Source organism: Brevibacillus laterosporus (assembly GCA_007833815.1).
GTDB classification, from domain to species: Bacteria; Bacillota; Bacilli; order Brevibacillales; family Brevibacillaceae; genus Brevibacillus_B; species Brevibacillus_B laterosporus_D.
Map to the genome: position 1 here is coordinate 5147733 of CP033464.1, position 24278 is coordinate 5172010.

At 39.3% G+C, this 24278-nt stretch carries 18 protein-coding genes and 3 pseudogenes; 11 read left to right on the plus strand and 10 right to left on the minus strand.

Annotation, left to right across the window (positions count from 1 at the left end; all coding sequences use genetic code 11):
- Positions 1 to 76 precede the first annotated feature (76 nt).
- Genes ureA through ureC form a run of 3 tightly spaced genes read left to right on the plus strand, consistent with a single transcriptional unit; the run spans position 77 to position 2474 of the window.
- Entirely contained in the window at positions 77 to 394 is a 318-nt protein-coding gene (gene ureA / locus EEL30_25400; GenBank protein QDX95331.1) for an urease subunit gamma, read from the plus strand.
- A complete protein-coding gene (gene ureB / locus EEL30_25405) occupies positions 391 to 768 on the plus strand; it encodes an urease subunit beta (protein QDX95332.1) in 378 nt (125 codons plus the stop codon). The genes ureA and ureB overlap by 4 nt, the downstream gene beginning before the upstream one ends.
- The gene (ureC, locus tag EEL30_25410) at positions 765 to 2474 is read left to right on the plus strand and encodes an urease subunit alpha (GenBank protein ID QDX95333.1); all 1710 of its coding nucleotides are present in this window, start codon (positions 765 to 767) and stop codon (positions 2472 to 2474) included. Before ureB ends, ureC begins: the two co-directional genes overlap by 4 nt.
- A gap of 298 nt (positions 2475 to 2772) precedes the next feature.
- Here ureC and EEL30_25415 read toward each other — a convergent pair whose 3' ends face one another.
- The 5 genes and pseudogenes from EEL30_25415 to EEL30_25435 all read right to left on the minus strand — a co-directional run bounded on the left by EEL30_25415 (position 2773) and on the right by EEL30_25435 (position 9765).
- Positions 2773 to 3009, minus strand: coding sequence for a hypothetical protein (locus EEL30_25415; GenBank protein QDX95886.1), 237 nt, complete (start codon positions 3007 to 3009; stop codon positions 2773 to 2775).
- A 1317-nt stretch (positions 3010 to 4326) separates the two neighbouring features.
- Positions 4327 to 4722, minus strand: a pseudogene (locus EEL30_25420) (hypothetical protein).
- A 203-nt stretch (positions 4723 to 4925) separates the two neighbouring features.
- Positions 4926 to 6170, minus strand: coding sequence for an efflux RND transporter periplasmic adaptor subunit (locus EEL30_25425; GenBank protein ID QDX95334.1), 1245 nt, complete (start codon positions 6168 to 6170; stop codon positions 4926 to 4928).
- A 26-nt stretch (positions 6171 to 6196) separates the two neighbouring features.
- Positions 6197 to 9325, minus strand: coding sequence for an efflux RND transporter permease subunit (locus EEL30_25430; GenBank protein ID QDX95335.1), 3129 nt, complete (start codon positions 9323 to 9325; stop codon positions 6197 to 6199).
- 23 nt (positions 9326 to 9348) lie between these two features.
- Positions 9349 to 9765: a MarR family transcriptional regulator gene (locus EEL30_25435; GenBank protein ID QDX95336.1), complete on the minus strand. Its 417-nt coding sequence runs from the start codon at positions 9763 to 9765 to the stop codon at positions 9349 to 9351.
- Between the two features lie 202 nt (positions 9766 to 9967).
- Between EEL30_25435 and EEL30_25440 the strand changes: the two genes are divergently transcribed.
- The gene (locus EEL30_25440) at positions 9968 to 11149 is read left to right on the plus strand and encodes a sensor histidine kinase (GenBank protein ID QDX95337.1); all 1182 of its coding nucleotides are present in this window, start codon (positions 9968 to 9970) and stop codon (positions 11147 to 11149) included.
- A gap of 17 nt (positions 11150 to 11166) precedes the next feature.
- On the plus strand, positions 11167 to 11883 hold the full coding sequence (locus EEL30_25445; protein ID QDX95338.1) for a DNA-binding response regulator: 717 nt from the start codon (positions 11167 to 11169) through the stop codon (positions 11881 to 11883).
- Between the two features lie 106 nt (positions 11884 to 11989).
- Here the strand turns inward: EEL30_25445 and EEL30_25450 are convergent, their stop codons facing one another.
- The 4 genes from EEL30_25450 to EEL30_25465 form a co-directional block, all read right to left on the minus strand.
- On the minus strand, positions 11990 to 13195 hold the full coding sequence (locus EEL30_25450) for an MFS transporter (protein QDX95339.1): 1206 nt from the start codon (positions 13193 to 13195) through the stop codon (positions 11990 to 11992).
- A gap of 64 nt (positions 13196 to 13259) precedes the next feature.
- Positions 13260 to 14135 (minus strand): LysR family transcriptional regulator, encoded by an 876-nt coding sequence (locus EEL30_25455; protein QDX95340.1) that lies wholly within the window; start codon positions 14133 to 14135, stop codon positions 13260 to 13262.
- Between the two features lie 226 nt (positions 14136 to 14361).
- On the minus strand, positions 14362 to 14760 hold the full coding sequence (locus EEL30_25460; protein QDX95887.1) for a copper amine oxidase N-terminal domain-containing protein: 399 nt from the start codon (positions 14758 to 14760) through the stop codon (positions 14362 to 14364).
- A 1610-nt stretch (positions 14761 to 16370) separates the two neighbouring features.
- Entirely contained in the window at positions 16371 to 17063 is a 693-nt protein-coding gene (locus EEL30_25465; GenBank protein QDX95341.1) for an SDR family oxidoreductase, read from the minus strand.
- A 219-nt stretch (positions 17064 to 17282) separates the two neighbouring features.
- On the opposite strand from EEL30_25465, the gene EEL30_25470 reads away from it, so the two are divergent.
- The 6 genes and pseudogenes from EEL30_25470 to EEL30_25495 all read left to right on the plus strand — a co-directional run bounded on the left by EEL30_25470 (position 17283) and on the right by EEL30_25495 (position 23771).
- On the plus strand, positions 17283 to 18002 hold the full coding sequence (locus EEL30_25470) for a 3-ketoacyl-ACP reductase (GenBank protein QDX95342.1): 720 nt from the start codon (positions 17283 to 17285) through the stop codon (positions 18000 to 18002).
- A 149-nt stretch (positions 18003 to 18151) separates the two neighbouring features.
- Complete coding sequence (locus EEL30_25475) at positions 18152 to 19510, plus strand: TrkH family potassium uptake protein (GenBank protein QDX95343.1); 1359 nt, start codon at positions 18152 to 18154, stop codon at positions 19508 to 19510.
- A 264-nt stretch (positions 19511 to 19774) separates the two neighbouring features.
- Complete coding sequence (locus EEL30_25480; protein QDX95344.1) at positions 19775 to 20539, plus strand: DeoR/GlpR transcriptional regulator; 765 nt, start codon at positions 19775 to 19777, stop codon at positions 20537 to 20539.
- 20 nt (positions 20540 to 20559) lie between these two features.
- Positions 20560 to 21180, plus strand: coding sequence for an HAD family hydrolase (locus EEL30_25485; protein ID QDX95345.1), 621 nt, complete (start codon positions 20560 to 20562; stop codon positions 21178 to 21180).
- A 332-nt stretch (positions 21181 to 21512) separates the two neighbouring features.
- Positions 21513 to 22472 (plus strand): annotated as a pseudogene (locus tag EEL30_25490) (transposase).
- Positions 22473 to 23771, plus strand: coding sequence for a hypothetical protein (locus tag EEL30_25495; GenBank protein ID QDX95346.1), 1299 nt, complete (start codon positions 22473 to 22475; stop codon positions 23769 to 23771).
- On the opposite strand, the pseudogene EEL30_25500 reads toward EEL30_25495, so the two are convergent.
- A pseudogene (locus tag EEL30_25500) lies at positions 23735 to 24193 on the minus strand (IS4 family transposase). The gene EEL30_25495 and the pseudogene EEL30_25500 overlap by 37 nt on opposite strands.
- Between the last annotated feature and the right edge of the window lie 85 nt (positions 24194 to 24278).

Below are 24278 nucleotides of genomic sequence, written 5' to 3' on the forward strand. Positions count from 1 at the left end.
ATATTATTTTGATATATTTTATAATACAACTTATTCGTCTTTTACATAATGTAATTTTAAAATAGGGGGTTACCAAATGAGATTAACACCAGTTGAGCAAGAAAAACTATTAATTGTTGTTGCTGGTCAACTTGCAAAAGACCGTAAGGAACGTGGTGTTTTACTGAATTATCCAGAAGCAATTGCATATTTGACATGTTTTGTTATGGAAAGAGCACGTGATGGTAAAGGGGTAGAGGAGGTAATGAAAATGGGACAGCATGTGCTTACCTCAAATGATCTAATGGAAGGTGTACCCGAAATGATTGAGAGTATTCAAGTTGAAGCAACATTTTCAGATGGTGTAAAGCTTGTAACAATTCATCAACCAATTTCAATGGAGGCTAAAATATGAAACCAGGGGAAATTCAAATTAAAGAGGGCACAATTACAATTAATGAAGGGAGAGAGACATGCGAATTAATGGTTAAAAATACTGGCTCACGTTCAATCCAAGTAGGTTCCCATTTTCATTTTGCAGAAGTGAATCGGGCACTTTCCTTTAATAGAGAAAAAGCAATTGGTATGCGCTTGGATATCCCTTCCGGCACATCAATTCGAATTGAACCGGGAGAAAAGAAGAAAGTGAACCTTGTTATGCTTGGTGGACGAAAAACTGTATACGGTTTAAACGGTATGGCTGAAGGGTTTATGGATGCTAGAGGAAAAGAAAAGACCGCTACTAAACTAAAAGAGTTCGGTTGGTTAACAAAGGAGGTTTTATCATGAAACTTTCAAAAAAGAAATATGTTGAGTTATTTGGACCAACTGTTGGAGATAAAATACGTCTTGGAGACACTGATTTGTGGATAGAAATAGAAAAAGACTGTACGGTTTACGGTGAAGAGGTTATCTTTGGTGGCGGAAAAACAATTCGAGATGGAATGGGACAGAATGGAAAAATAACTGGAAGAAATGGTGCTCTTGATTTAGTCATTACAAATGTTGTTGTATTAGATTATACAGGCATTATAAAAACAGATGTTGGTATAAAAAATGGAAGAATTGTCGGAATCGGTAAGAGTGGTAATCCTGATATCATGGATAATGTAGATAGTCAAATGGTAATAGGTGCAGGAACCGAAGTCATTTCAGGGGAAGGAAAAATATTAACTGCTGGTGGTGTGGATACACATATTCATTTTATCTGTCCACAACAGATGGATGTAGCACTATCCTCAGGAGTAACAACACTAATTGGAGGAGGTACCGGACCTGCTACTGGCAGCAAAGCTACTACCTGCACTTCAGGAGAGTGGTATATTCAAAGAATGCTCGAGGCAGCTGAAGAATTCCCTGTCAATGTAGGTTTTTTAGGAAAAGGGAATGCGTCTCATAAGGCTCCTTTGTTTGAGCAAATAGAAGCCGGAGCCGTTGGGCTTAAACTTCATGAAGACTGGGGCACAACTCCTAGGGCAATTCAAACATGTATGGATGTTGTAGAACAAACAGATGTTCAAGTTGCCATTCATACAGATACACTAAACGAAGCGGGATTTCTAGAAACGACACTTGAAGCAATTGGAGATCGGGTTATTCATACGTACCATATTGAGGGAGCTGGTGGTGGACATGCCCCTGATGTTATGAAGTTAGCTTCTTACTCAAACATTTTACCATCTTCTACAACTCCGACAATGCCTTACACAATTAATACAATGGCAGAACACCTCGATATGATGATGGTATGTCATCATCTAGATACAAATGTTCCAGAAGATGTTGCTTTTAGTCATTCGAGAATTCGTGCAGCTACAATTGCGGCCGAAGACATTTTGCATGATATTGGAGCTATTAGTATGATGTCTTCAGATTCTCAGGCCATGGGACGTATTGGCGAGGTTATTATTCGCACTTGGCAAACAGCGGATAAAATGAAAAAGCAAAGAGGACCTCTTTCTAAAGAAGAAAGAAACGATAATCTCCGTGCAAAACGTTATATTGCAAAATATACAATTAATCCTGCTATTACGCATGGGATAAGCCATGAAGTAGGTTCCATTGAAAAAGGGAAATTGGCAGATCTTGTTTTATGGGACCCAATGTTCTTTGGTGTTAAACCAGATCTTGTCTTAAAAGGTGGTATGATTGCACGAGCACAAATGGGAGATCCTAATGCTTCTATTCCAACCCCAGAACCAGTATTTATGCGTAGAATGTATGCTTCATATGGAAGAGCAAATTACTCTACATCCATTACATTTATGTCACAAGCAAGTATTGATCTTGGTGTTCCACAGAGGTTAGGACTGAAGAAAATAATCTCACCTGTCCATCATATAAGAAACGTAAGTAAATTAGATATGAAATTGAATAATGCCTTACCTACTATTGAAGTTGATCCAAAAACGTATCAAGTATTTGCAAATGGTGAAGAGCTTTCATGTCAACCGGTTGCTTATGTGCCACTTGGACAACGTTATTTTATCTTTTAATAATGTGATCTGGTGGTTCCACATATGGCGAGATGCACGCTTTGTTCGGTTTTTACATGAAAATTAGGATGAGTTGCGTCCAACAACCAGGAGTTTTTTGTTAAAAAAGACGAACGACTTTGAATCGAAGTTGTTGGCCAACTTAATTTTTTGGGGTGAACTGCTTATTAAATTTGGTTATTCTTTCAATTTCATCGTAAGTGACCCCACTTAATTCCCGATTTATACCAATCATATTGACGATTATTCCTTTCTAAAATTTTAGACTGGTCACATCCTCCAGAACCTCCCTCACCCTTTAGTCTTTTTTAACATTACTAGACACGAGCATAAAGTTATTGATAAACCCGTTCTTCTGTAAAAAGATAGGTTGCCTATTCTTTGTCGCAAAATCATAGTAATAAATCCCACGACCCTCGTTCAAGTCTTTTGTGGAAGTACTGCCAAGGTAATAGATACCCTTGCCGTCGTGGGAAAGATAGACATCACTTCTAGAAGAAATGGGAAGATCTAGCTTGGTTCTCTTACCGGACATGATATCTACGAGACTATACTCTATAGGAGAAAGATTGATACGATGAGAGGTAACAAGTAATAACTGATGACCACTGCTGGTCAAAGAATTAATTTGTTCATTCTTCAAAGAAATGACGGGTCGCTCTGTTTTCGTTTCGTTATCTAATTCAACAACGGTATAATCGGGTGGAACCAGTGCTATTTGCTGCTTATTCGAGATACCTTGCTGCTTTTTCATTGCGTTCTCTGAATAACGGGCAAGATAGGTTTTATTTACCTCTTTATTGTAAGAAACAGCCCAAGTGTTGCCATCAAGGTCTTCATCATGTATGAACTCTATCTGATGGTTCTGTTTGTCATACAAAACGGTCTTGAGGACACGATCGCCTTTTTTTACCGCTGCCATCACGATAGGTCCTTTTTCAGTCGTAGGTACAATATAGTTAATGGCAAATAATTCGTCTGATAACTGTTCTGCCTTTTTCGTCTGTAGATCATACGCGAATAATTGATCACCTTTATTTTGTACATCTGCTGAGTAGTAAATTTTATTATCCATAAGTGACGCAATGGAAAATGGATATTGAGATGTATAAGGAATATCAGCCAGCTTGGTCATGACCTTAGACTGTAAATCAAAGGTCGTTACTCGCATCATCATCCCATTAGTTGTATCCTGACCATTAACATATTCGGTGTATGTAATAGATAAATAGTCACCCTGTTTTTTAGTTTTTTCACTTTGGGAAGTCTTAGTTGGGGGTACGGGATTTACAGTAGGTTTCGTACATCCTGAAAGAACGAAAGTCAATATAGTTACAATCATTAATAAGAATTTCTTCTTGCTCATGTCCACTTTCCTTTCTTTACATATAAAGAGGATAGGGCATAAAACCCCATCCTGAAATTTTTAAAACTCATAATAATATCTACCATTAAATGAAAGGCTTTTATCCCATTTCAGTCCAAAATTTTCAACACCTGTTTTCCAAATGTCCAGCACAGCATCTGGTAACTTACCATTATCCTTCTTGTTTACCGTAGCTGCTTTATCATTATCCAAATTGCGCGCATAGATAACTGTATTATATTTCGGATTATCAATGTCGCCCTTTGTTGCACAATCCCCTTTTTCCAATGTATTGCTATTTTCACCTGTTGTATCCGTAAAATTTGTAATCCTTCCTGTACCTAGAACACTGCCTGATTTTGATCCCGAAATCACAATGGAATTGTCATTAGCACCGTACGTATATGTACCAGCAGCTTTACGCGTTCCTCTCGGCAGAGCTTTGTAAGCTAGTGGTTTTACCTCGTCAGCTTCCTGAATTGAAGTGGGATAGACAATATCTTTAATGAACCCCTCACCGTCGTAGATAACTTTCATGCCTGGCTGAGGTGCTGGATTTTCTATATGATAGACAGGAAGCTCTTTAGCCTCATCCAAAATTTTCTGAACAAAAGCTTCTTCTTCTTTCAATTTTGCTAGTTCAGATGCAGAAAGTTCCTCTTTTTGAACCCCATGAATTCTCTTATTTGGGGCAAGTTCTTCTCCTTCTTCAATCACAATCATATTGTTAGAATCGTCATACTCAATCACTGTTCCAGACAGCATTTGATCTGGAATTTTTCCAATACCCTTTTCAGCATAAGTACTTGGTGCTGAAATCAAAACGAGTGAACCTACAATCGCTGTAGTAAGTACAAGATGAGGAAGAACCTTTCTTTTCATAAAATAAACCTCCCTCTATTGAACAAAACTAGTAAAAATAACCTATCAATTCCATTATATGTTAATCGATGTACTTTTACAAATGTTTTTTAGGACGAATACTAGATATATTAAATTGCATCAAAAAAAGCTGCCACAACATACGTGACAGCCTTTTCCTTTTCAACATCACTCTATTACCTTCAGTTAGTTCCTTTTATGCCTTATTTCTGGATAGTCACCTTACTACCGTCTTTCAACAGTGTCTGTCCTTTCACTACTACCTGTTGATCTGCTTTTATTCCAGTCAGGACTTCGATTGCTTCGGTGGAACCTTCTCCTGTGGTTACCTCGATTTGTTTTGCTACTTCACCTTCCACGACGTAGATATACTGTTTGCCATCGCGATCAAAGATAGCCTTGCGTGGAACAACTACCTTTTCCTGCCCTTTTCCTGATTGACCTAACAGCTTCATATTTACAACCATGTCTGCTTTCAATTCGTTGTTTGGATTAGGAATAGAAATTTCGATAGGATACGATTTAAGCTGTGGATCCATCACCGGACTGACAGCCGTTACTTTAGCTGTCATTTCTTTTCCAATTGCAGTAATATCCACTTTTACCTCGTGGCCCACTTTTACCTGTGTAATATCCTGTTCCGACAGATTTGCTTTCACAACAAGCGGATTGGTATTAACTAACGTAACAACCGGACTTTGCGGAGAAGCCACCTGACCGATCGTACCGTTGACACTAGAAATGTAGCCGCTAAACGGGGCCTTTACTACTGCATTTCCCATTTGTGTCCGAGCATTTTCCAAGCTCACAGCGGCTTGTTTCACCGAAGCCTCTGATACACCTACCGCTGACATTTGATTAGCTGACTTTACGCTTTCTTGAGCATTGGCAAACGCCGTTCTTGCATTGGCAAGTTGTGTATTTGCTTGTTCATATTGCTGAAGAGAGATGGCACCTTGATTAAATAACGTTTGCATACGCTGTTGGTCTCGTTCTGCGTCCTGCAAAGCTGTTTGCGCTTGACTCAATCCATTTTTTGCTTGTTCAAGACCTTGGCTGGAGCTATTACCTGCTTGGTTCAAACTCGCCTTGGCTACCTCATATGCTGCTTCCGCCTGCTTAATAGAATTAATCACATCTTGTTCATCTATACTAAACAAAGTTTCCCCTTGCTTTACATATTTCCCTAAGCTCACGGGCAGGGACGTAATTTTCCCAGACAATTTTGGGCTTAGCTGTACTTCTTGACTAGGCGCCAATTTCGCCGTAAAACCTGCTTCAGAAGAAACGTTTCCTAATTTAGACATTTCTATTTGAACAGGGGTTACGCTCTCCGTCTGTTCTGCGGGAGTATTCTCCGCCGATTGATTCGAGCATCCCGCTACTAGAAACAGAGCGGATACTGCTACTATGATCATTTGTTTATTCATTTTTGCTTTCACTTTCATTTCCCCCTCCTCCATCTCTTACGCCATTAAGATTCCATTATCTGAATCGTTGCTTGTTGTTTCTTTTGTCGTTTCTGTTCTTTCTTTTGTTTTCGTTTAGAAGACCAATCATCGAACCAGGTATAAACGACTGGAACCAACACCAAGGTAATGAGGGTAGCAAAGCTTAAACCGAAAATAACCGTGATGGCCATCGGAGCTTGAGATTCACTACCAGAACCTGTGGCAAAAGCTAACGGCCCAATTGCCAGAATGGTCGTCAATGTCGTCATCAGAATCGGACGCAAACGTACTGGCCCTGCTTCCAAAATAGCATCCTTCACACTCATGCCTTTGTCTCGCAATTGGTTCGCATAATCGATTAATACGATGGCGTTGTTTACCACCAAACCAATTAATAGAATATATCCAATAAACACGGACACGCTGATCGGGGTATTGGTGACCAATAAGCCCAGCATTACACCTGCAAAGGTAGGCGGGATCGAGAACATGATAATAAACGGCGTAAATAGAGATTCAAATTGAGCAGCCATTACCATATACAGTAAAACCACTGACAAGATGACAGCCAAGCCGAGACTACTAAATGACTCCATCATATCTTTGCTCTCTCCGCCATAGTCAATTTTATAGCCATCTGGTAGGGAGAGATTGTTTAGCTTCGTTTTTACCTCAGTAGTAACTGAGTTCAAATCACGACCCGCTAACTCACCTGTAATTTTTACTTCACGAGTCTGATTAGAGCGATTAATAGATAGCGGTGCCTCTACTTTATTAATCACAGCCACAGAAGACAAGGCCACCTGTGCTCCACCTGGTGCAGTCATTCGCAAGTTATTCAGGTAATTCGTGTCTTCCTGATATTGCTCAGGCCATTTTAATTGCACATTGATTTCATCATCGCCAGTACGATATCTTGTCACCGTTTGTCCGTTAAACGCAGTGTTAACAGCGGTGAGAATCTGTCCAGAGCTAAGTCCGTACATACTTGCTTTTTCCGCATCAATCTTTACTTCAAATTCTTGTTGGGTGTCATCCAATGTAGTAATGACATTGCTGGTTCCCGGAACGCTGATCACTTCTTGTTTAATAATCCCGCTCACATCTTTTAATACTTCAATATCATCACCACGTAAAGTAATTTGCAGTGGAGAACCTGTCGACATACCAGCTGACTGTTCTTTCACCTTAATTTCAGCACCAGCAATGGAAGCTACTTGTGTCCGCAAATCTGCCATAATCTCTTCAGTGGAACGTTTGCGCTCACTTACTTCGACCAATTTTAAATCAACGGTTGCCTTGTTAGAGGTAGAAGTTGCTACTGCTGCCGAACCACCACTACCAATTGAGGTACTAAGAATATCTAGCTCCGGTACTTTTACCGCTATCTTTTCCACTTGTAGGGCCACTTTTTGTGTTTCTTCCAAAACTGTACCATTTGGCATCTTAATATCGATAGTGACTTGTCCCTGATCCATTCCTGGCATAAATTCTGCACCAACCAATGGCGTCAGCGCTACCGAACCTACCAGCATGGCAACAGTGACAATCGTTACCGTTTTGCGATGACGTAAAGAAATGTCCAACAGCTTTTTATAGCCATTCTCTACCTTGTGGAAGCCAATGTTAAACCAGATCACTGGGTTCATACCACGATATCCGTCCCGTTTGTTATGTTCCGGTACTTTTTTCAAAATCCGTGAGCTTAACATCGGTACTAGAATAATCGAGAAGACCAAAGCTGCGATGTGGGAATACACAACAGTTAAAGCAAGTGGTCTAAAAATTTCTGCCGCGATACCATCAACGAGCGCAATCGGCAAGAATACACATATCTGTGCCAGGGCAGAAGCCATAACAGCTGTACCTACCTCTTTAGAACCATCCAGAGCTGCTTCCACCATACCCTTGCCTTTTTCCCTTTGACGGAAAATGTTCTCTAGCATTACGACCGCAAAGTCAACGAGCGACCCTAGACCGAGCGTCAAACCCGATAAGGAAATCAAGTTAATCGTCTGACCTGTCGCATACATCAACAAGAATGTCGATATGATTGAGATGGGTAGCACGATAATCGCAACGATCATCGATTGGAAGCTACCTAAGAAAAAGAACAGAATGATAATCCCAAACAAACCACCTAACAGCGCATGTTCCGCTGTGGTATAGATTGAATCTTTAATGAACGTGGACGAGTCCAACGTGGTTGTTACTTTCAGATTGGAAGGTAATGTTTTCTCAATCTCTTTCATTTCTTGTGTAACGGCATCCGCTACTTGAATCGTATTTCCGCCAGATGCTTTTGTAATGGTTATACCTAGACTAGGCTTTCCATTGACGTAGCTAAACTGACTTATTTTTGCGGTTGTATCATTTAAGGTAGCAATATCTTGTAAGCGAAGTGAACCCGTACCTATGCGAATCGGGGTCAATCCAATCTTAGCAACGCTATCGTATTCACCTTGGACACGAATATTAAATTTCCCGTCTCCTTCGCGTACTGCACCACCTGAGCCAGACAAGTTGTTGCTAGCAATCGCCTGTTGAATTTGATCAATGGTTAATCCGTAGGACGAGATTTTTGCCGGATCTAACACCACATCTACCACGCGATCCTGACCGCCGACCAAATTTACCCCAGCCACACCATCAATTCTTTCCAAGCGGTTTTGAATGGTGTCTTCTGCTATCTTCTTCAATTGGTTTACATCATCTTCACCTGTCAAGGCAAACGTCATGATCGGCATACTGTTTGGATCAATACGCAGAATTTGCGGCGATTTGGCAGAGGATGGCAACTGTTGGCGCACCCGATCCACTTTATCACGTAATTCCAATGTAGCTTGATCCAGATCGGTGCCCCAATTAAAATTGAGAATAACCTGCGATGCTCCTTGGATTGAAATAGATGATACTTCTTTTAAATTTGAAACAGTCCCTACCGCACTTTCTATCGGTTTGGTTACCAGCTTCTCCACTTCGCTTGGCGCCGCGCCGTCCACGGACGTTACGACAACTGCGACGGGAAAATTTAAATCTGGGTATAAATCAATCGCCAATCTTGGCAGAGATACCATCCCAAAGATCATGACTGCAATGGTCAACATGATAATTAGAACAGGTCGTTTTACCGACACTTCAGATATATTCACTCTCTTTTCACCTCATCAATGTCTTAACTAGTTACTCTTTTTTTGGTCGTATACATTTCTTGCAAGACATGGAGGGATGAAATCATCTGTGTAGTCTTTTGCTCAAACGTCTCCATTTCCGTCTGGTGTACCGCGAAATCATTCGCATGATCAAATCGTTGGGACATCGCTACCCAAACCATTCGTTTATCCTTTTTATCCTTGAGCCTTTTGACGATGTTATCTCGTTCAAGGCGATCAATTAATCCAGATACCGTACTGTACGAAAGACTAACAGCCTTGCTGATTTCCCCAATGGTTTTCGGGCTGTGTACAATTTGCTCTAGAATCAGCACCTGCTGCCAGGTAATATCCTTGCTCTCTAGTTCTTCACGTGTGATACATGTAAAAAGAGCACTCGCTTCTCTGAGAAGTTTCGCCATGGTAATCAACTCTTCCATCCAAGCCACCTCCTGCCGTTGGTCAATTGTTCGCAATACGAAATGTCATAATTCTCATTGTAATGGCAATGCCGAATAGACAAATCTATCGAGGGATGGAAAAATTAACACCAAGGCGTCTATCTAGAGATAGAAGACACCCCATGCTACAATAGAATGTGAACAAGTTGCAGAGAAACTTTCCAGAAGGGTGGGCTTATATTTGATTGCTAACATAATTTTCGCCCTCCGCAAACGACTCCTGTTGGTCTGGTTCTTAGCCCTATCTCTTTTGACATGGCTACCTAGCTCCTATAACCATGAATCGCCCATACAATTTATTTTTTCCGTTATATTGTTCTGCTGGTATCTGATTTTGTTTTGGACATCATCTATTCAATTGCCTTCTAAAAAAATGACCTTGATTCTATTGCTGGTTGGGGGCGTCACCCTGTTTAAAGGCATCTATCTAGGACCAGAAGGGTTTGGTATGATCATCCTACTTGGGATCATCATTGGTCTTCGAATTGATAAAAAATATTCGCTACCCTTAGCTATCTTTTTCGGTGTGGTTACCAGTGTTTTACTCATCTGGAGCACCCATAGCTACACCTCACATGTTGCTCCTTTTTTACTTTCCTTTATCGGATGCTATTTGGGAGCGCGAGGATATCGTTCTCATCATGAGGCGTATCAATTAAATCAACAGCATTTAAAAGAATTGCAACAAGCACATAATGAATTGCAGAATGCGCATAATGAATTGCAAGAAATGGCTGTAAACACATTACAAGTAGCTGTGTTGGAGGAACGAAACCGGATTGCACGCGATATTCATGACTCTTTAGGTCATAGTCTGACTTCTCTTATTGTGCAGCTACATGCGCTTACATATATGTTGAAGTCTGGTCCAAACGATGCTCAAATGGCTGTCAATAATATGCTGGATGTAGCAAAACAGAGCTTGGAGGATATTCGTGGTTCCGTTCATACACTCGCAGTCGACAAAAGGACATTTGGCTTAACACCTTTGCAAGCTCTTTTGTCCCAAACAGAGAAAAATACGGATTTGTCCTGTATATTTGTTACAAATGAAGAAGAGATGGATTTAACGAACGAAGTAACAATTGTTTTTTATCGAATCCTACAAGAAGCCATCACTAATACATTGCGTCATTCTACCGCTACAGCTATTTGGGTTGAAATTACAAAGACGGCTGATTCTATCGTTTTAGCGATTCACGATAATGGCCAAAATCCTTCCCTGGAAGGATTTATACCCGGTTTTGGTTTATCTGGTATGAAGGAACGTATTACTAAATTACATGGAACGCTGCGATATCAGATTAGGGAACCCTTTGGTTTTGAAATTACAGCAACGGTTCCTTACCACCATTCATCTTAAGAAGGGAACTCATAGCTATGGTAGATCACAGACACCAAAAGATTCGAGTCATGCTGGCGGACGATCAGAAGATGATCCGACAAGGTCTTGGGTATGTTATTAATGTTCAGGAGGATATGGAGGTTATCGGAGAGGCGGCTGATGGAGAAGAGATTACTCAATTAGCTTGCAAGCTGTGTCCTGATGTCATCCTCATGGACGTACAAATGCCCAAGTGTACGGGCATTGAAGCGACACGTGAGATTGTTAAGCATGTGCCCAAGGTGAAAGTACTGATTTTAACCACATTCGATAATCATGATTACGTCGTTGACGGCATTCTAGCGGGTGCGGTGGGCTACATGCTAAAAGATGCCGATTCTCAAGAGATGCTAGATTTAATCCGACGTGCGCATAATGGAGAAGCCTCTTTTCACACAGCAACAGCAGCAAAAGCGTTGGCTGAGGTATTAAAAAGTCAAAAATCCGAAGCGAACGCCGTAATCAATCCAGATGAAACAGAGACAATTCATGCGAACGGGGATAACTTGCTACTCCTCGATGAACTGACAGAACGGGAGCAGGATGTCTTGCAACAATTAGCATTCGGTTATCGCAATGATCAAATTGCCCAAAATCTCTTTATCTCAGAGGGTACTGTGAAATCACATGTACATCGTATCTTGCAAAAATTAAATGTTGATGATCGTACGCAAGCCGTCGTTCTAGCGCTGCGTCATAAATTGGTAAAATAAATTCTATCTAGAGGTAGATGACAATCCATTTTTGTTACAAACGCAAAAAGGACGGGAGCCATTATGCATCCTGTCCTTTTTGCCTTTTATCTATCAAAAAGTAGAGCTACTGAATACGCAATGTCGCTGGAGATTTCTCTACATGAGACAGCTTCATCAATAAAATGAAAGCAAGCACGATGAATCCACCAATCATTCCGACAACGCCGGTCCATCCAAATAACAACCAGAATAAACCACCAACCGTTCCACCTACACTGGAACCGGCATAATAAAAGAATAAGTACAAGGAAGAAGCCTGTGCCTTATCATGAGTGGCTAATCTTCCTACCCAACTACTGGCGATGGAATGACCACCAAAATACCCAAATGTAAAGACTGCAATTCCAGCAATTTTACCAAATAAATGGGGTTCTAATGTAAGTCCAATTCCCCCAAGCATGATAAACAAAGACATCCAAAGCATTTTAGCACGCCCAAGTCTGTCCGCCATCCTCCCCATCCACGTGGAGCTAAACGTTCCGACCAAGTACACAATAAAAATCCAGCCAACGATGGTTTGAGAAAGAGAATATGGCGGTTCCATTAACTGGTATCCGATGTAATTGTATAACGTAACAAAACTACCCATTAACAGAAATCCAAGCCCATACAAATAAAGCAATCGATGATCCGTGCAATGGCTCCAGAGCGATCGTGCTAATGTCTTCACCTCTAATTTACGTGGTGCAAAATGTTTAGAAGGTGGCAGCATGACCCAGAACAAAATCGTACACAATAAGCTCAGCACACCGATTCCAATCAAAGCTACATGCCAGTTAAACAAATCGGTTAAAGTTCCAGTGATGATTCGTCCACTCATTCCTCCAATGGAATTCCCGCTGATGTATAGCCCCATCGCTACTCCTAAACTACTGCTATCAATTTCTTCGCCCAGATAAGCCATCGCGATGGCAGGCAATCCAGCAAGCACCATACCGACCAAAACGCGGAGACCAAGTAACATTTGGAATTGATAGCTAAACGCCGTACATACTGCCAGCAGAGAGGCAGCAATCAAGGAAACCATCATGATCGGTTTGCGTCCCCACGCCTCTGACAACGAGCCGAGAAATAATAAACTAATAGCTAAAGCCATCGTAGTCACAGATAACGAAAGACTGGCAAGAGTAGGGGAAATCTGAAACTCCTTGGTAAATTCAGGTAACAAAGGCTGCATGCAGTATAGGATAGCAAATGTATTTAATCCTCCCGCAAATAACGCTATATTGGTACGGCGAAATGCGCGCGAGCCTTGCTTGATATAACCCATGATGTAAATCCTCTCTTTTGTTCAGATAGGAAACAGATGTAAGTCAGGTGTACTTACACACAAATTAGATATAGTGCGCTTTTACAAAAGAAATGAACCTTCTAGACACAGGCGATAAATAACGCTTTTCTTTCCAAGCTATCCCAATGATCCGTTTGCAGGTTGGATTTGTCACACGAAGGAGCGAAATCTTTGATTTATCTAGCACGTTTACATCTGGAACAAGGCTTACTCCCAATTTAGCAGCCACGAGACCAGCAACAGTAGCAATCTCCTCTCCTTCAAAGGTTACATCAGGAGTAAAGCCTGCTTGCATACAAAGTGTATCTGTCAACGTCCGAAGTCCATAGCCCTGCTTAAAGGAAATAAAGGGTTCATTCGCAATCTCTTTTAAATCAATATGTGTGCGATTTGCTAGCGGATGGGTCTTGGAAACAATGAGATACAAATCCTCCGTAAGTAGAGGCTCCCAATGTACTTCGTCCATCGGTTCTATCATGGAAAAAAGGGCAATATCAATTAAACCCGTTTTTAATTGCTCCACAATCTGCTCAGTAGCTGCTTGATGTAAATGAAAACTAACCTGTGGATATTGCAAACGAAACGAACGAATGAATTCAGGTACTACTTCAATTCCTAGTGAATGTAAAAAGGCAATACGTACCTTACCGCGATCTGGGTCAATCAAGTCCTGAATTTCTTGTTTGCCCTCCTCGATCTCCTGAATAGCTCGCTCCACTCGCTTTAAAAACAGCTCACCGTATTGATTTAACACGATATTTCGCCCTTTTCGTTCAAACAAAGGCGTGTTTAACTCTTCTTCTAAACGTGCAATTGATCTACTTAAAGCAGGCTGAGACACATTTAACATTTCTGCCGATTGTGTAATGTGCTGCGTCTGTGCCACTTTGCGAAAATATAACATTTGTTGCCATTCCATATCGTACGTCTCCGTTTTGTTGTTTTGTTTTACCTTTTATGTATCATACTGCAAGTTAGTTATGACTTCAATTTACGTATTTGCATGATTTTCATGCATACAGGTTATGAATCAACAAAATGTAAAAAAGTCACCTGTTACCACCCCTTACTCCGGATGATAATCAAAGTGACTTTTTTTAAAAAGAAGCTAGTAAAGGAAGAACAACAAATAGGTAGTAGCTGTACTAATCATTACTAATAATGACGGCATTCGAGTATCCATCCCAAGCAACTTTGGCACCCAATGCTTCACTGACAAATCGAATTGGAACCATGGTCGTATCTCCGTTAAACAACTGCGCAGGGACGTCCAGATTTAGCTTCTTACCATTTTTATAAGCGACTTTGGAACCAATGGTAAGCTTAATGGTCGTGCCATCCTTCATTGCAGTCACCGTCTGGGTCGCTTCATCCCAGTCTACTCTAGCTCCTAGGGCCTCAAAAATGGCTCGTAATGGAACCAAGGTTCTTCCATTGATTTCTACTGGTGCCTTTTTAAAAATCTGTAACTCTCCATCAATAAAAATGACAATATCTTTGCTTTGATTAATCGGAATAAAAGTAGGCAGTGTGCTTGCAGACATCCCACTATCAGGATCAACAATTTCAATAACAATGTTATATCCTCCTGTAGATAAGCCTAACTCCTTATAAGAGATCATTGGATTTTTACCAGTGATAGGAATACGTTTTACAACATCTCCGTATAAATCATAAACCACTATATTAGCATGATAGGAAGAATAGCTAGTTTTCCATTGCAAGTTGATGGTAATCGTACCATTGGTATTCACTTTTATTCCACCGGGAAAGGCTTGTCCAGTCGGAACTGAAAATACATGGCTAGTTTCCCAAGACCATGATGCAGCACTTGAATAATATTTTTTCCCTTGCAACACCATTTCAAGTAGAATTTCATAGTTACCCGTAGACAAGGATAGTCCTTTTGTAGAAATTTTCGAATTCTTGGTGCTGATCGGGATTCGTTTTACAATCTTACCGCTGTCGTTTTTAATAACAACGTTAAATTTGGCCTGTTGATATTCAGCGGTGATTTCCAGGTTAATCGTAATCATTCCATCCTCAGATACTTTTACATATCCAGGGAAATCGTCGACTCCAGAACTTAGCTTGCTACTGTCTGGTATTACAAGCGTAACCTGATTAGAATTAGCAGAGCCTTTCACATCAGAAACCTCTATATAGATCGTATATGTACCGGAAGCTAGGTTTAAATCTTTGCTTGAAATCGTACGTTGCTTCGTTTTCAGACTGATTCGTTTAACTTGTCGATTCTTTTCATCCATCACCACTAAATAAAACGTGGACTTATCATAGATAGACGTAAGGTTGAGTGTAATAACGATATTTCCATCATTATCCATTTCTAGAACACCAGGAAAAGAAGCTGGAAAGGAAGTTGGAAGTACCTTTCCCCCTTGAATGTCAATGGTCTGTTTTTCAGAATATTGGTATTCCGTATGCTCCATCTCAATAACCGTATTGCTAGTTTTAACTCTTACCTCATATTCATTTGGAGATAATTCGAGATATTTGGCTGGCACAGTAAACGAAATAATCGTAACTTTTACTGATCTGAGCTCACCATCGACGCGTACCAGTTTTGTATTGGTACTGATTTTCCTTTTGATACCAGAAGGAGCTTGTATACCTGTTTTAGAATCGTTTACAAGTTCAATTTCTCTTATCACCTCACCGGTTACATTACTAACTTGTAGCATGACACTGGTTGCATATCTAGAATCCACCATAACTTCCCCTGTGATACTTCCATCCTTGTTACTAATTACCTCAAATAATTCAGGTTGATAATAGACCGGTTCCTTTATGACCAGTGTACCTCTCATAGTTTCTGACTGTGAAATCTCCATAGCTTCTGCCGGTGATATCCCCATCGTTGTAAACATAAATACAACCGCGAGAACAATCGCTACTATTTTTTGAAATCGCTTCATAATTGGCTCTCCTTTTATGTCATAAATTAGGATAATTATTCCCTTCATTTATATATCGGTATGACACTACTTTCGTATTAGGTTAATATAACTACTATTTTCTAATAAACTCCAATTAATCGCTACATAACAACAACCAAAGACCTATTTCACAATAAATCTAAAGCGATGGTATAAACGCGAGAAGTTGTCAGCTTCAGCGATGTTTTCGATTCATTCTATTTTTGGTTTTGAATGACCACTTCAGATACAATCAAGCGTTGTCTTGGCTTTACATTTGCCATAATAACATCGGCAACATCATCTGGTTCCATCAGATGCTTCATGCGTTCTTCTGTGAAAATACCGTTCCAGAATTCCGTTTTCATTCCGCCCATGTAAATACCAATTACCTGAATCGGCGTCTCTTTTAACTCTATATATAGACTCTCAGTAAAACCTCTCACACCGAATTTGCTGGCACAGTAAACAGACTCATTTGCTTTCCCTACTTTACCGGCTGTAGACACGATATTGATGATCGTTCCTCTATTTTGTTCTTTCATTTGTTTTAATACTTCCTGTGTACTAAAAATGGTTCCTTTCAAATTGATATCAATCATCTGATGAACAGCTTCCTCGGTTAGATTTTCAGCCAAGTCAAAGCTTCCTGTTCCTGCATTGTTGATCAAAACATCAATACTACCGTGCTTCTTTATAATGGCCGTCATCATCTCCATGATTGCTTGTCTACTAGCTACGTCTCCAACGTGAATGGAATTGCTACCAGCCAACTGCTCAGCCGTACGCTCTAGCTTTGCCTTCGTTCGACCAAGCAAACAGACATGATAGCCTTGCTCAGAATATCGTTTCGCCAAAGAAGCGCCCAAACCGCTCCCTGCTCCTGTAATAACAACTACTTGTTTATCCATGATAATCATCCTTCCTGAATACAGTCTTACTCCTCATTCACTTATACAAACACATTATGTACATGACCTCATCCGAATTCGTGTATAATGGGCTCATACAAATCAGTGTATCATGATCTTATACAGCTGAAGCTACCAGTTACACTTACAAAATTGACATGACAAAAGAAATTTACGCATCATTTGTTATTCCAAGTTAAAAATGGGAGGATTGCCAACATGGACTTTCAAGGAAAAAAAGCGTTAATTACGGGAGCAGGAAAGGGAATTGGTCGTGCTATTGCGATTGCTTTGGCGAAAGAAGGAGCACATCTAGGTTTGGTTGCTCGTACAGAATCTGATCTGCAAGATTTGGCTACTGAACTACAGAAAACATATGGTATCACAGTCAGGATCGCAACTGCTGATATCTCCAATCGTAGTGACGTAGAAGCTGCATATGCTAAAGTAAAAGCTGAGCTTGGCTCTATCGATATTCTCATCAACAACGCTGGTACCGCTTCTTTTGGGACAGTCACTGACATGGCACCAGAAGAGTGGGAACGTATCATTTCCGTCAATTTGTTTGGTACCTACTACATGACATACGCTGTATTGCCTGATATGATCGCCCAAAATAGTGGAAATATCATTAATGTCGCTTCCACTGCTGGAGAACGTGGTTTTGCAACAGGCTCCGCATATTGCGCCTCCAAATTTGCCGTGATGGGCTTTACAGAATCCGTACTGCAAGAAGTACGCAAACATAACATTCGTGTCACAGCCCTTACTCCAAGCACTGTAAACACCGAATTAGCTGTCAATGCTGGGCTAAAAATTGGTGGAGAAGACCACATGATGCAACCAGAGGATGTAGCGGAACTAGCATTAGCAACTCTGCGTTTGCCTGAACGCGTATTTGTAAAAGCTGCTGGAATTTGGACAACCAATCCACAATAGTTTTCCATACACGATAATTATTCGAAGTCCCCTCTTTTTCTTATAAAAGAAGGGACTTTCTTTTTTATCTATCTGTTAAAAACTCTTTTTGCTTGTTACAATGATTTTCGGTAGAATAACCTGTATTACTTACTCAGGAGGTAAGCGAGTTGCTGCTCTCTTATAAAAAACGGCGCTTAAGCTCCGTACAAATTATCGTAATGTTTTATCTTAGCAGTGTTATTCTCGCTGCGTTACTCCTCTGGTTACCCATCTTTCACCAACCTGGCAAAACTATATCGTTTGTAGATTCTTTATTTACTGCTGCCAGTGCGATTAGCGTAACGGGTCTAACCGTCATTCAAATTAGTGAAGTGTTTAATCAGAGTGGAATTATCTTACTCACCTTGTTCTTTCAAATAGGTGGGATCGGCATTATGACCTTAGGTACCTTTTTGTGGATGATGCTCGGACAACGAATCGGTTTAGAACAAAGAAAATGGATTGCCACTGACCACAATCGTCCCACACTATCGGGATTGGTCAAATTGACACGGAGTATTTTATTACTGACCATTTTAATCGAACTAATCGGTACCTTATTACTAGGCAGTTATTTCTTATGGACTGGTTATCAGAGTGATTGGTATACCGCTTACTATTACGGTTACTTTGTTTCTATTAGTGCATTTACCAATGCTGGATTCGATATATTCGGCAACTCTCTATTAGGTTTTTCGGGGGATTATTTTGTTCAGAGCATAAATATGATCCTCATTATCTGTGGAGCGATCGGTTTTCCCGTACTGATAGAGCTTGTCAGCTACGCGACTCATCGAAGTGGTCAATATCGATTTACGTTTTCCCTATTTACTAAAGTGACAACGTTGACTTTCTTCACACTGATTGTAGTTGGAACACTACTCTTTTTCTTTTTTGAAAAAGATGCCTTTCTACAGAATAAAAGCTGGCATGAAGCGCTGTTTTACTCGCTGTTCCAATCTGTTTCTACACGGAGCGGCGGCTTGACTACCATGGATATCGGCTTACTGTCTTCTCCTACCCTAATCATGCTTTCAGGCATGATGTTTATTGGGGCCTCTCCTAGCAGTGTGGGTGGCGGGATTCGTACAACAACTTTTTTCGTCTTAATTGCGACCGTGTATACCTACATGCGTGGACAAAAGGATGTAAAAGTTTTTGGGCGTGAGTTAGTACAAGAGGATGTAATCAAATCATTTATGGTGTTCTTTGTCGCAATCACTCTCGTGTTTACAGCGGTTATTTTCATGGTGTGGTTTGAGGATCTATCTGTCCAGGCCATTCTGTTTGAAGTATGTTCGGCCTTTGGTACAACTGGATTGTCAATGGGAATTACATCGGAGTTAAGCACACCTGGTAAATTTATTTTAATCGTCATGATGGTGATTGGACGTATTGGGATTATCAACTTGTTGCTATTCTTGAAAAAGGATGCCCCATCAGTTCGTTATCACTATCCGAAAGAACGGATCATTATTGGTCAATAGGAAGAGGAAAAGGGTGCTTGCAAAGAGCGCCCTTTTTGCTTAGATGCTGGAATCATTTTTAATTACAAGTTTCAGAGGACCAAAAACGGTCGTTTATGGAACTTGTTATATAGAATTTAACGATAATTATAAAGGTATCAAAAAAAGTCTTTTACCCAAATCACTTAAAGAAACTTAAATTGAAAGATATTTACGCACCGAATTACTTAAACTTACTTGAATATCAACTTATATTAACTTAAAATAACCTTAAGGAGGTTACTTATGAATCAAGAAGAACGATTGATACGAGTCCTAAATTATTTAGAAACACATAAAACCATGAATATTAAACAAATGTGTGAAATGTTTCATATCTCACGAGATACTGCAAGAAGAGATATAGTAAAACTTTCACAAAATAAAGAAGTATCTAGAACCTATGGTGGAGTAGCTTTAGCCACTTTTCATAAGAAAATTGATAATTATCAAGTGCGATCACAGACTGAATTAGAAACGAAAAAATTAATTGGAATGAAAGCTGCAAATATGATAACGACTAGTGACATGATTTACCTAGATGTTTCAACTACAGTCAATTTTGTAGCACAATATTTACAATCAAAGAACGTAACTATTGTGACGAATTCGATCGATAGTGCTTATATGTTAGCTCAATCTGAAGATACGACTATTCACCTTTTGGGAGGAACACTAAATAAAGCCTCTCGACATGTTACTGGGTATTCTACCACTGAAAAACTCAAAGATTATCACTTCAATAAAGTGTTTATTGGAGCCGCGGGTATCACAGAAGACGGTATATACTATGGTTTTGAAGAAGATATTTATTTCAAGCGTGAATTAATAAAACATGCTGATCAAGTTATTTTAGTGGCGGATCACAACAAATATAATCAACGCCAGAATTATAAGGCTTTAACGTTTGAATCTATTGATACATTTGTTACAAATCAAGTTATGCCTAGTGGTTTATATAACACTTTGAAAGAAAATGGCATTGAAGTAGTAATTGCAAGTAAAGAGTGAAAAAATTGGGAGGTTTTATTTTGATTACATCTCTTATTTTTGACGTGGATGGTACAATTTTAGACACAGAAAAAGCAATACTAAAATCGCTACAAAAAATTTTAAAAGAGGAATTAAAGGAAGATTATGCGTTACACGACTTAAGATTTGCATTAGGGATTCCAGGAAAAGAAACGTTAAAAAAATTAAACGTACCAAATATAGACGTTGTTCATCCTAAATGGTCCAAAGCTGTACTAGATTTTTCTCATGAAGTTTCCGTATTTGAAGAATTAGAAGACGTTATTAAAGAGTTATCTCTTAGTAAATTAAAACTAGGTATTGTTACATCAAAAACTAAGCAAGAAGTAATAGAAGAGTTCGAGCCATTTGGTTTAAGTGGTTACTTTGAACATACAATTTGTGCATGTGATACTGATAAACATAAACCACACCCTGAACCATTATTAGCTTGTTTACAACAATTAGATGTTCCTAATAATGAGGCAATTTACATTGGGGACTCTATATACGATATGCAATGCGCAAAAAGTGCTGGTGTAAAATTCGCACTCGCTTTATGGGGTTCAAAGACAAGGGAAGGGTTTGAAAAAGCTGATTATGTATTAAATACACCAAAAGATATTTTGGATTTAATTTAACCAAGCTTGAATCTAATAAAGACATCAAGTTACTCATTAAAAAGTCGATTCCTTAACGTACAGGAAATCGACTTTTTATTTATAAAATTATGCTTAGCGTACGAAATTCAGGTTTAACTTAACTAGTCAGAATGGGTGACTTTACAGTATTCAATGTAGAGTTGCCCATTCTTTTTATTTCATCAAATACTAGATATCTATATTCAATTTTATAGTATTCATAGTACATTGAGTTAGGTGTTTAAGATGGAGGGTGTAGCCCAAGCGAAGACGCGGGTAGCAATCTTTTTCAATGAACCAAAGAAACGGCTTTATGCAACAGGAGTGATTTTATGAGAGTGGCTACCCTTCTTACTAAAGAAGGTAAAACTCGCTACATGCTGATGGATCATAATAGTGAGCCAGTTCAGCCAGTCATGCAATATTTAAAGTTTAAGGATAATAGTGGTGCAGCTCGTAATACATTACGTTCCTTTTGCTTTCACTTGAAGCTATTCTTCGAATACCTTGAACAAACAAATAAGGATTATCGAACAATAGGGCTAGACGAAATGGCCGAATTCATGCGATGGCTTCAAAACCCATACCAGGATGCAAGGGTTTCTCCCATCCTCCCTACTCAACCAATCAGGAAAGCTAAAACGGTGAATATTATCATCAATACTGTAATTGGCTTCTATGACTATCTCATGCGTCATGAAAATTATAGTATCCAATTGGCTGAACGTTTAAAAAAGCAAGTATTAGGATCACGGAGAGGATTCAAGGATTTTCTATACCACATTAATAAGGATAAATTGTTTTCGACCCATATTTTGAAGTTAAAAGTCCCAAAGCAAAAACCAAAAATCATGCCAAAAGATGACATCGCTGCAATCATGAATGCTTGCGAAAATCAACGGGATCTGTTCCTCATCCAGCTACTATGGGAAAGTTCGATGCGTATTGGTGAAGCTCTTGCTCTCTGGCTTGAAGATTTTGAAATTGATGCTAGAAGAATTCATATAAGGGATCGTGGTGAATTATCCAATCTAGCTGAAATTAAAACGGTGTGACGTCTTCGTAAGAAAACGGGCATTTATCTTACTCCACATATGTTGCGGCATACATCGTTAACGGAACTTAGAAAGGCTGGTTGGCGTGATGAACATTTAATGAAACGAGCAGGCCATGCTCACATTCAAACAACTATGCAGATGTACATTCATCCTTCGGATGAAGATATTCGTAAAGATTGGGAAAAAGCTCAAGAGAACTTGAAAATCAACAAAGAATCTAAGGATGGATTGTAGATGAATTTAGCTATTAAAAACTTGCCTACAGCAAGCAAAGTCCTCGAAATAAATCAATTTATCACTGGGTACTGGGAAAACGATATTTGGGATGCAGATGACTCGATTTTTAACGATTTTAGAAAAGTAAGTTCTGAAAAATCTCATCGTAAGATGAACTTTACTTTCTTCTCACCCAGCTTAAAAAATGAGGTTAAGTTCTTCATTATCAATCGTATCCAGAACGATGATCTACAATTGTACTCGGCAGTCCATAACTATTGTAGGTGCTTTAAGCAACTCGCCATATTTTTAAATAAATTCTACCCTGATATAAACAGTTTTGTTGAATTAGACATCGATAAAGTACTGATGCAATTTCGTTCATATTTAAGCGAAAATGGCTTTAGTATACGCATTCATGGCAGAAAAAAACTTTCCAATTATGAAAATTTGTTGAATCGTTTGTTCTTGTTCTATCAAAAGTACTATGACACGAGAAGTGAATTTGAAAAAGATATCTGGGATGTAAGGAACATTCCTGGTGCAAAGTTTGCTGACTACGTATCAAACCAAACTTTAAATTTCAAGCATATTTCAGATCCATTTCTAAATTTAGCAAAAAGATACTTAAAGTTTCGAATAAGCTATCTATCATTTGGCCAATGTGCTCTTGACCTAAGAGTGATGAATCTGTTCATGACCTTTATCCATAAGAGATATCCTCTATGGAGCGATTTAAAAGCCCTTAATCGTAGAGATATGGAAGATTATCTTGTTTGGCATAACCAAGTATTACACGACAAAATCCCCTCCAAAAGATACTATCTAATCACATTACATGTGTTTTTGGAAAATATAGAGAAACTACAATTTGATGAAGCACCTGATTTACCCGTGAGTGTATTATTGTTCAAAGAAGATTTTCCTCGCAAAGTAACAAAAACCGAAAATGATATTAAATATATCCCTGAAGGAGTCCTTCAACAAATTGAGGAACGATTGGAATATTTAACTCCCGCAAGATTTATTCCAGTCGTAATATTGTTGCGTGCTACTGGTTGGAGAATATCAGATATTCTTAATCTGCGCTACGATAGCTGCTTAGAGCGTTCTTCTCAAGGATGGTACTTATGTGGTGATATTAAAAAGACACAAGTGTTGAACCATCGTGTTCCTATAACCGATGAGGTCGCACTGATTGTTCAAACCCTATTAGAAACCATAAAGGTACAGAGTACCCAGAGTAACAATCCCAAAAAGTATTTATTTGTTCAACTTGAAACGCCTGCAGTATGGCTGCTTCCGCCTGAACCTTGATAATGTGAGGAAAATTTATCTGGAAGTTGAAACGTTGTAGAATCTAGGATGCGAATACGTTTAAAAGTCGTGGTGTATGGATGAAGTATTTCGTGTGCTGAATGAATTCTTTGAGTTAAAAGGTTAGCTAAAACTTGTTGAAGAAACTGTACTGCTGAACTATTAAATCGTTGATTAAGTCCTTCGGGACTCATGGGGACACCTGTAGATGCTTCGAGACAGCTACATAATTGTGTAAGTGGCGTACTCGCAACTTGTTGACTAAGCCATACACATAAAGCAATTAATTCTTGCGCTTGATATTTACTTGTACGTTGAACAAAACCAACTTCTTTAGCTAGTTGTTGAAGAAAAGATGGAGATAAGTAGTTTTGAAGTTCTTGAGAGAATAGATTCATTTCATCTGTAAGAGAAAAACTCATAGAAAACGCCATCCTTCCTGTCTATTTCTACAAAAAGAATAGCGTTTTTTTCGTTATGAGGATATAAATTCGCCTTAGCTTGATG

What these genes read in the sequence shown, in the direction of transcription:
- EEL30_25425 (QDX95334.1), bottom strand. Translation starts at nt 6,170, where the DNA reads ATGAAAGTGAAAGCAAAAATGAATAAACAAATGATCATAGTAGCAGTA.
- ureB (QDX95332.1), top strand. Translation starts at nt 391, where the DNA reads ATGAAACCAGGGGAAATTCAAATTAAAGAGGGCACAATTACAATTAAT.
- EEL30_25445 (QDX95338.1), top strand. Translation starts at nt 11,167, where the DNA reads ATGGTAGATCACAGACACCAAAAGATTCGAGTCATGCTGGCGGACGAT.
- EEL30_25435 (QDX95336.1), bottom strand. Translation starts at nt 9,765, where the DNA reads ATGGAAGAGTTGATTACCATGGCGAAACTTCTCAGAGAAGCGAGTGCT.
- ureC (QDX95333.1), top strand. Translation starts at nt 765, where the DNA reads ATGAAACTTTCAAAAAAGAAATATGTTGAGTTATTTGGACCAACTGTT.
- EEL30_25450 (QDX95339.1), bottom strand. Translation starts at nt 13,195, where the DNA reads ATGGGTTATATCAAGCAAGGCTCGCGCGCATTTCGCCGTACCAATATA.
- EEL30_25495 (QDX95346.1), top strand. Translation starts at nt 22,473, where the DNA reads ATGAATTTAGCTATTAAAAACTTGCCTACAGCAAGCAAAGTCCTCGAA.
- EEL30_25455 (QDX95340.1), bottom strand. Translation starts at nt 14,135, where the DNA reads ATGGAATGGCAACAAATGTTATATTTTCGCAAAGTGGCACAGACGCAG.
- EEL30_25470 (QDX95342.1), top strand. Translation starts at nt 17,283, where the DNA reads ATGGACTTTCAAGGAAAAAAAGCGTTAATTACGGGAGCAGGAAAGGGA.
- EEL30_25460 (QDX95887.1), bottom strand. Translation starts at nt 14,760, where the DNA reads ATGTCTGCAAGCACACTGCCTACTTTTATTCCGATTAATCAAAGCAAA.
- ureA (QDX95331.1), top strand. Translation starts at nt 77, where the DNA reads ATGAGATTAACACCAGTTGAGCAAGAAAAACTATTAATTGTTGTTGCT.
- EEL30_25415 (QDX95886.1), bottom strand. Translation starts at nt 3,009, where the DNA reads ATGTCCGGTAAGAGAACCAAGCTAGATCTTCCCATTTCTTCTAGAAGT.
- EEL30_25465 (QDX95341.1), bottom strand. Translation starts at nt 17,063, where the DNA reads ATGGATAAACAAGTAGTTGTTATTACAGGAGCAGGGAGCGGTTTGGGC.
- EEL30_25480 (QDX95344.1), top strand. Translation starts at nt 19,775, where the DNA reads ATGAATCAAGAAGAACGATTGATACGAGTCCTAAATTATTTAGAAACA.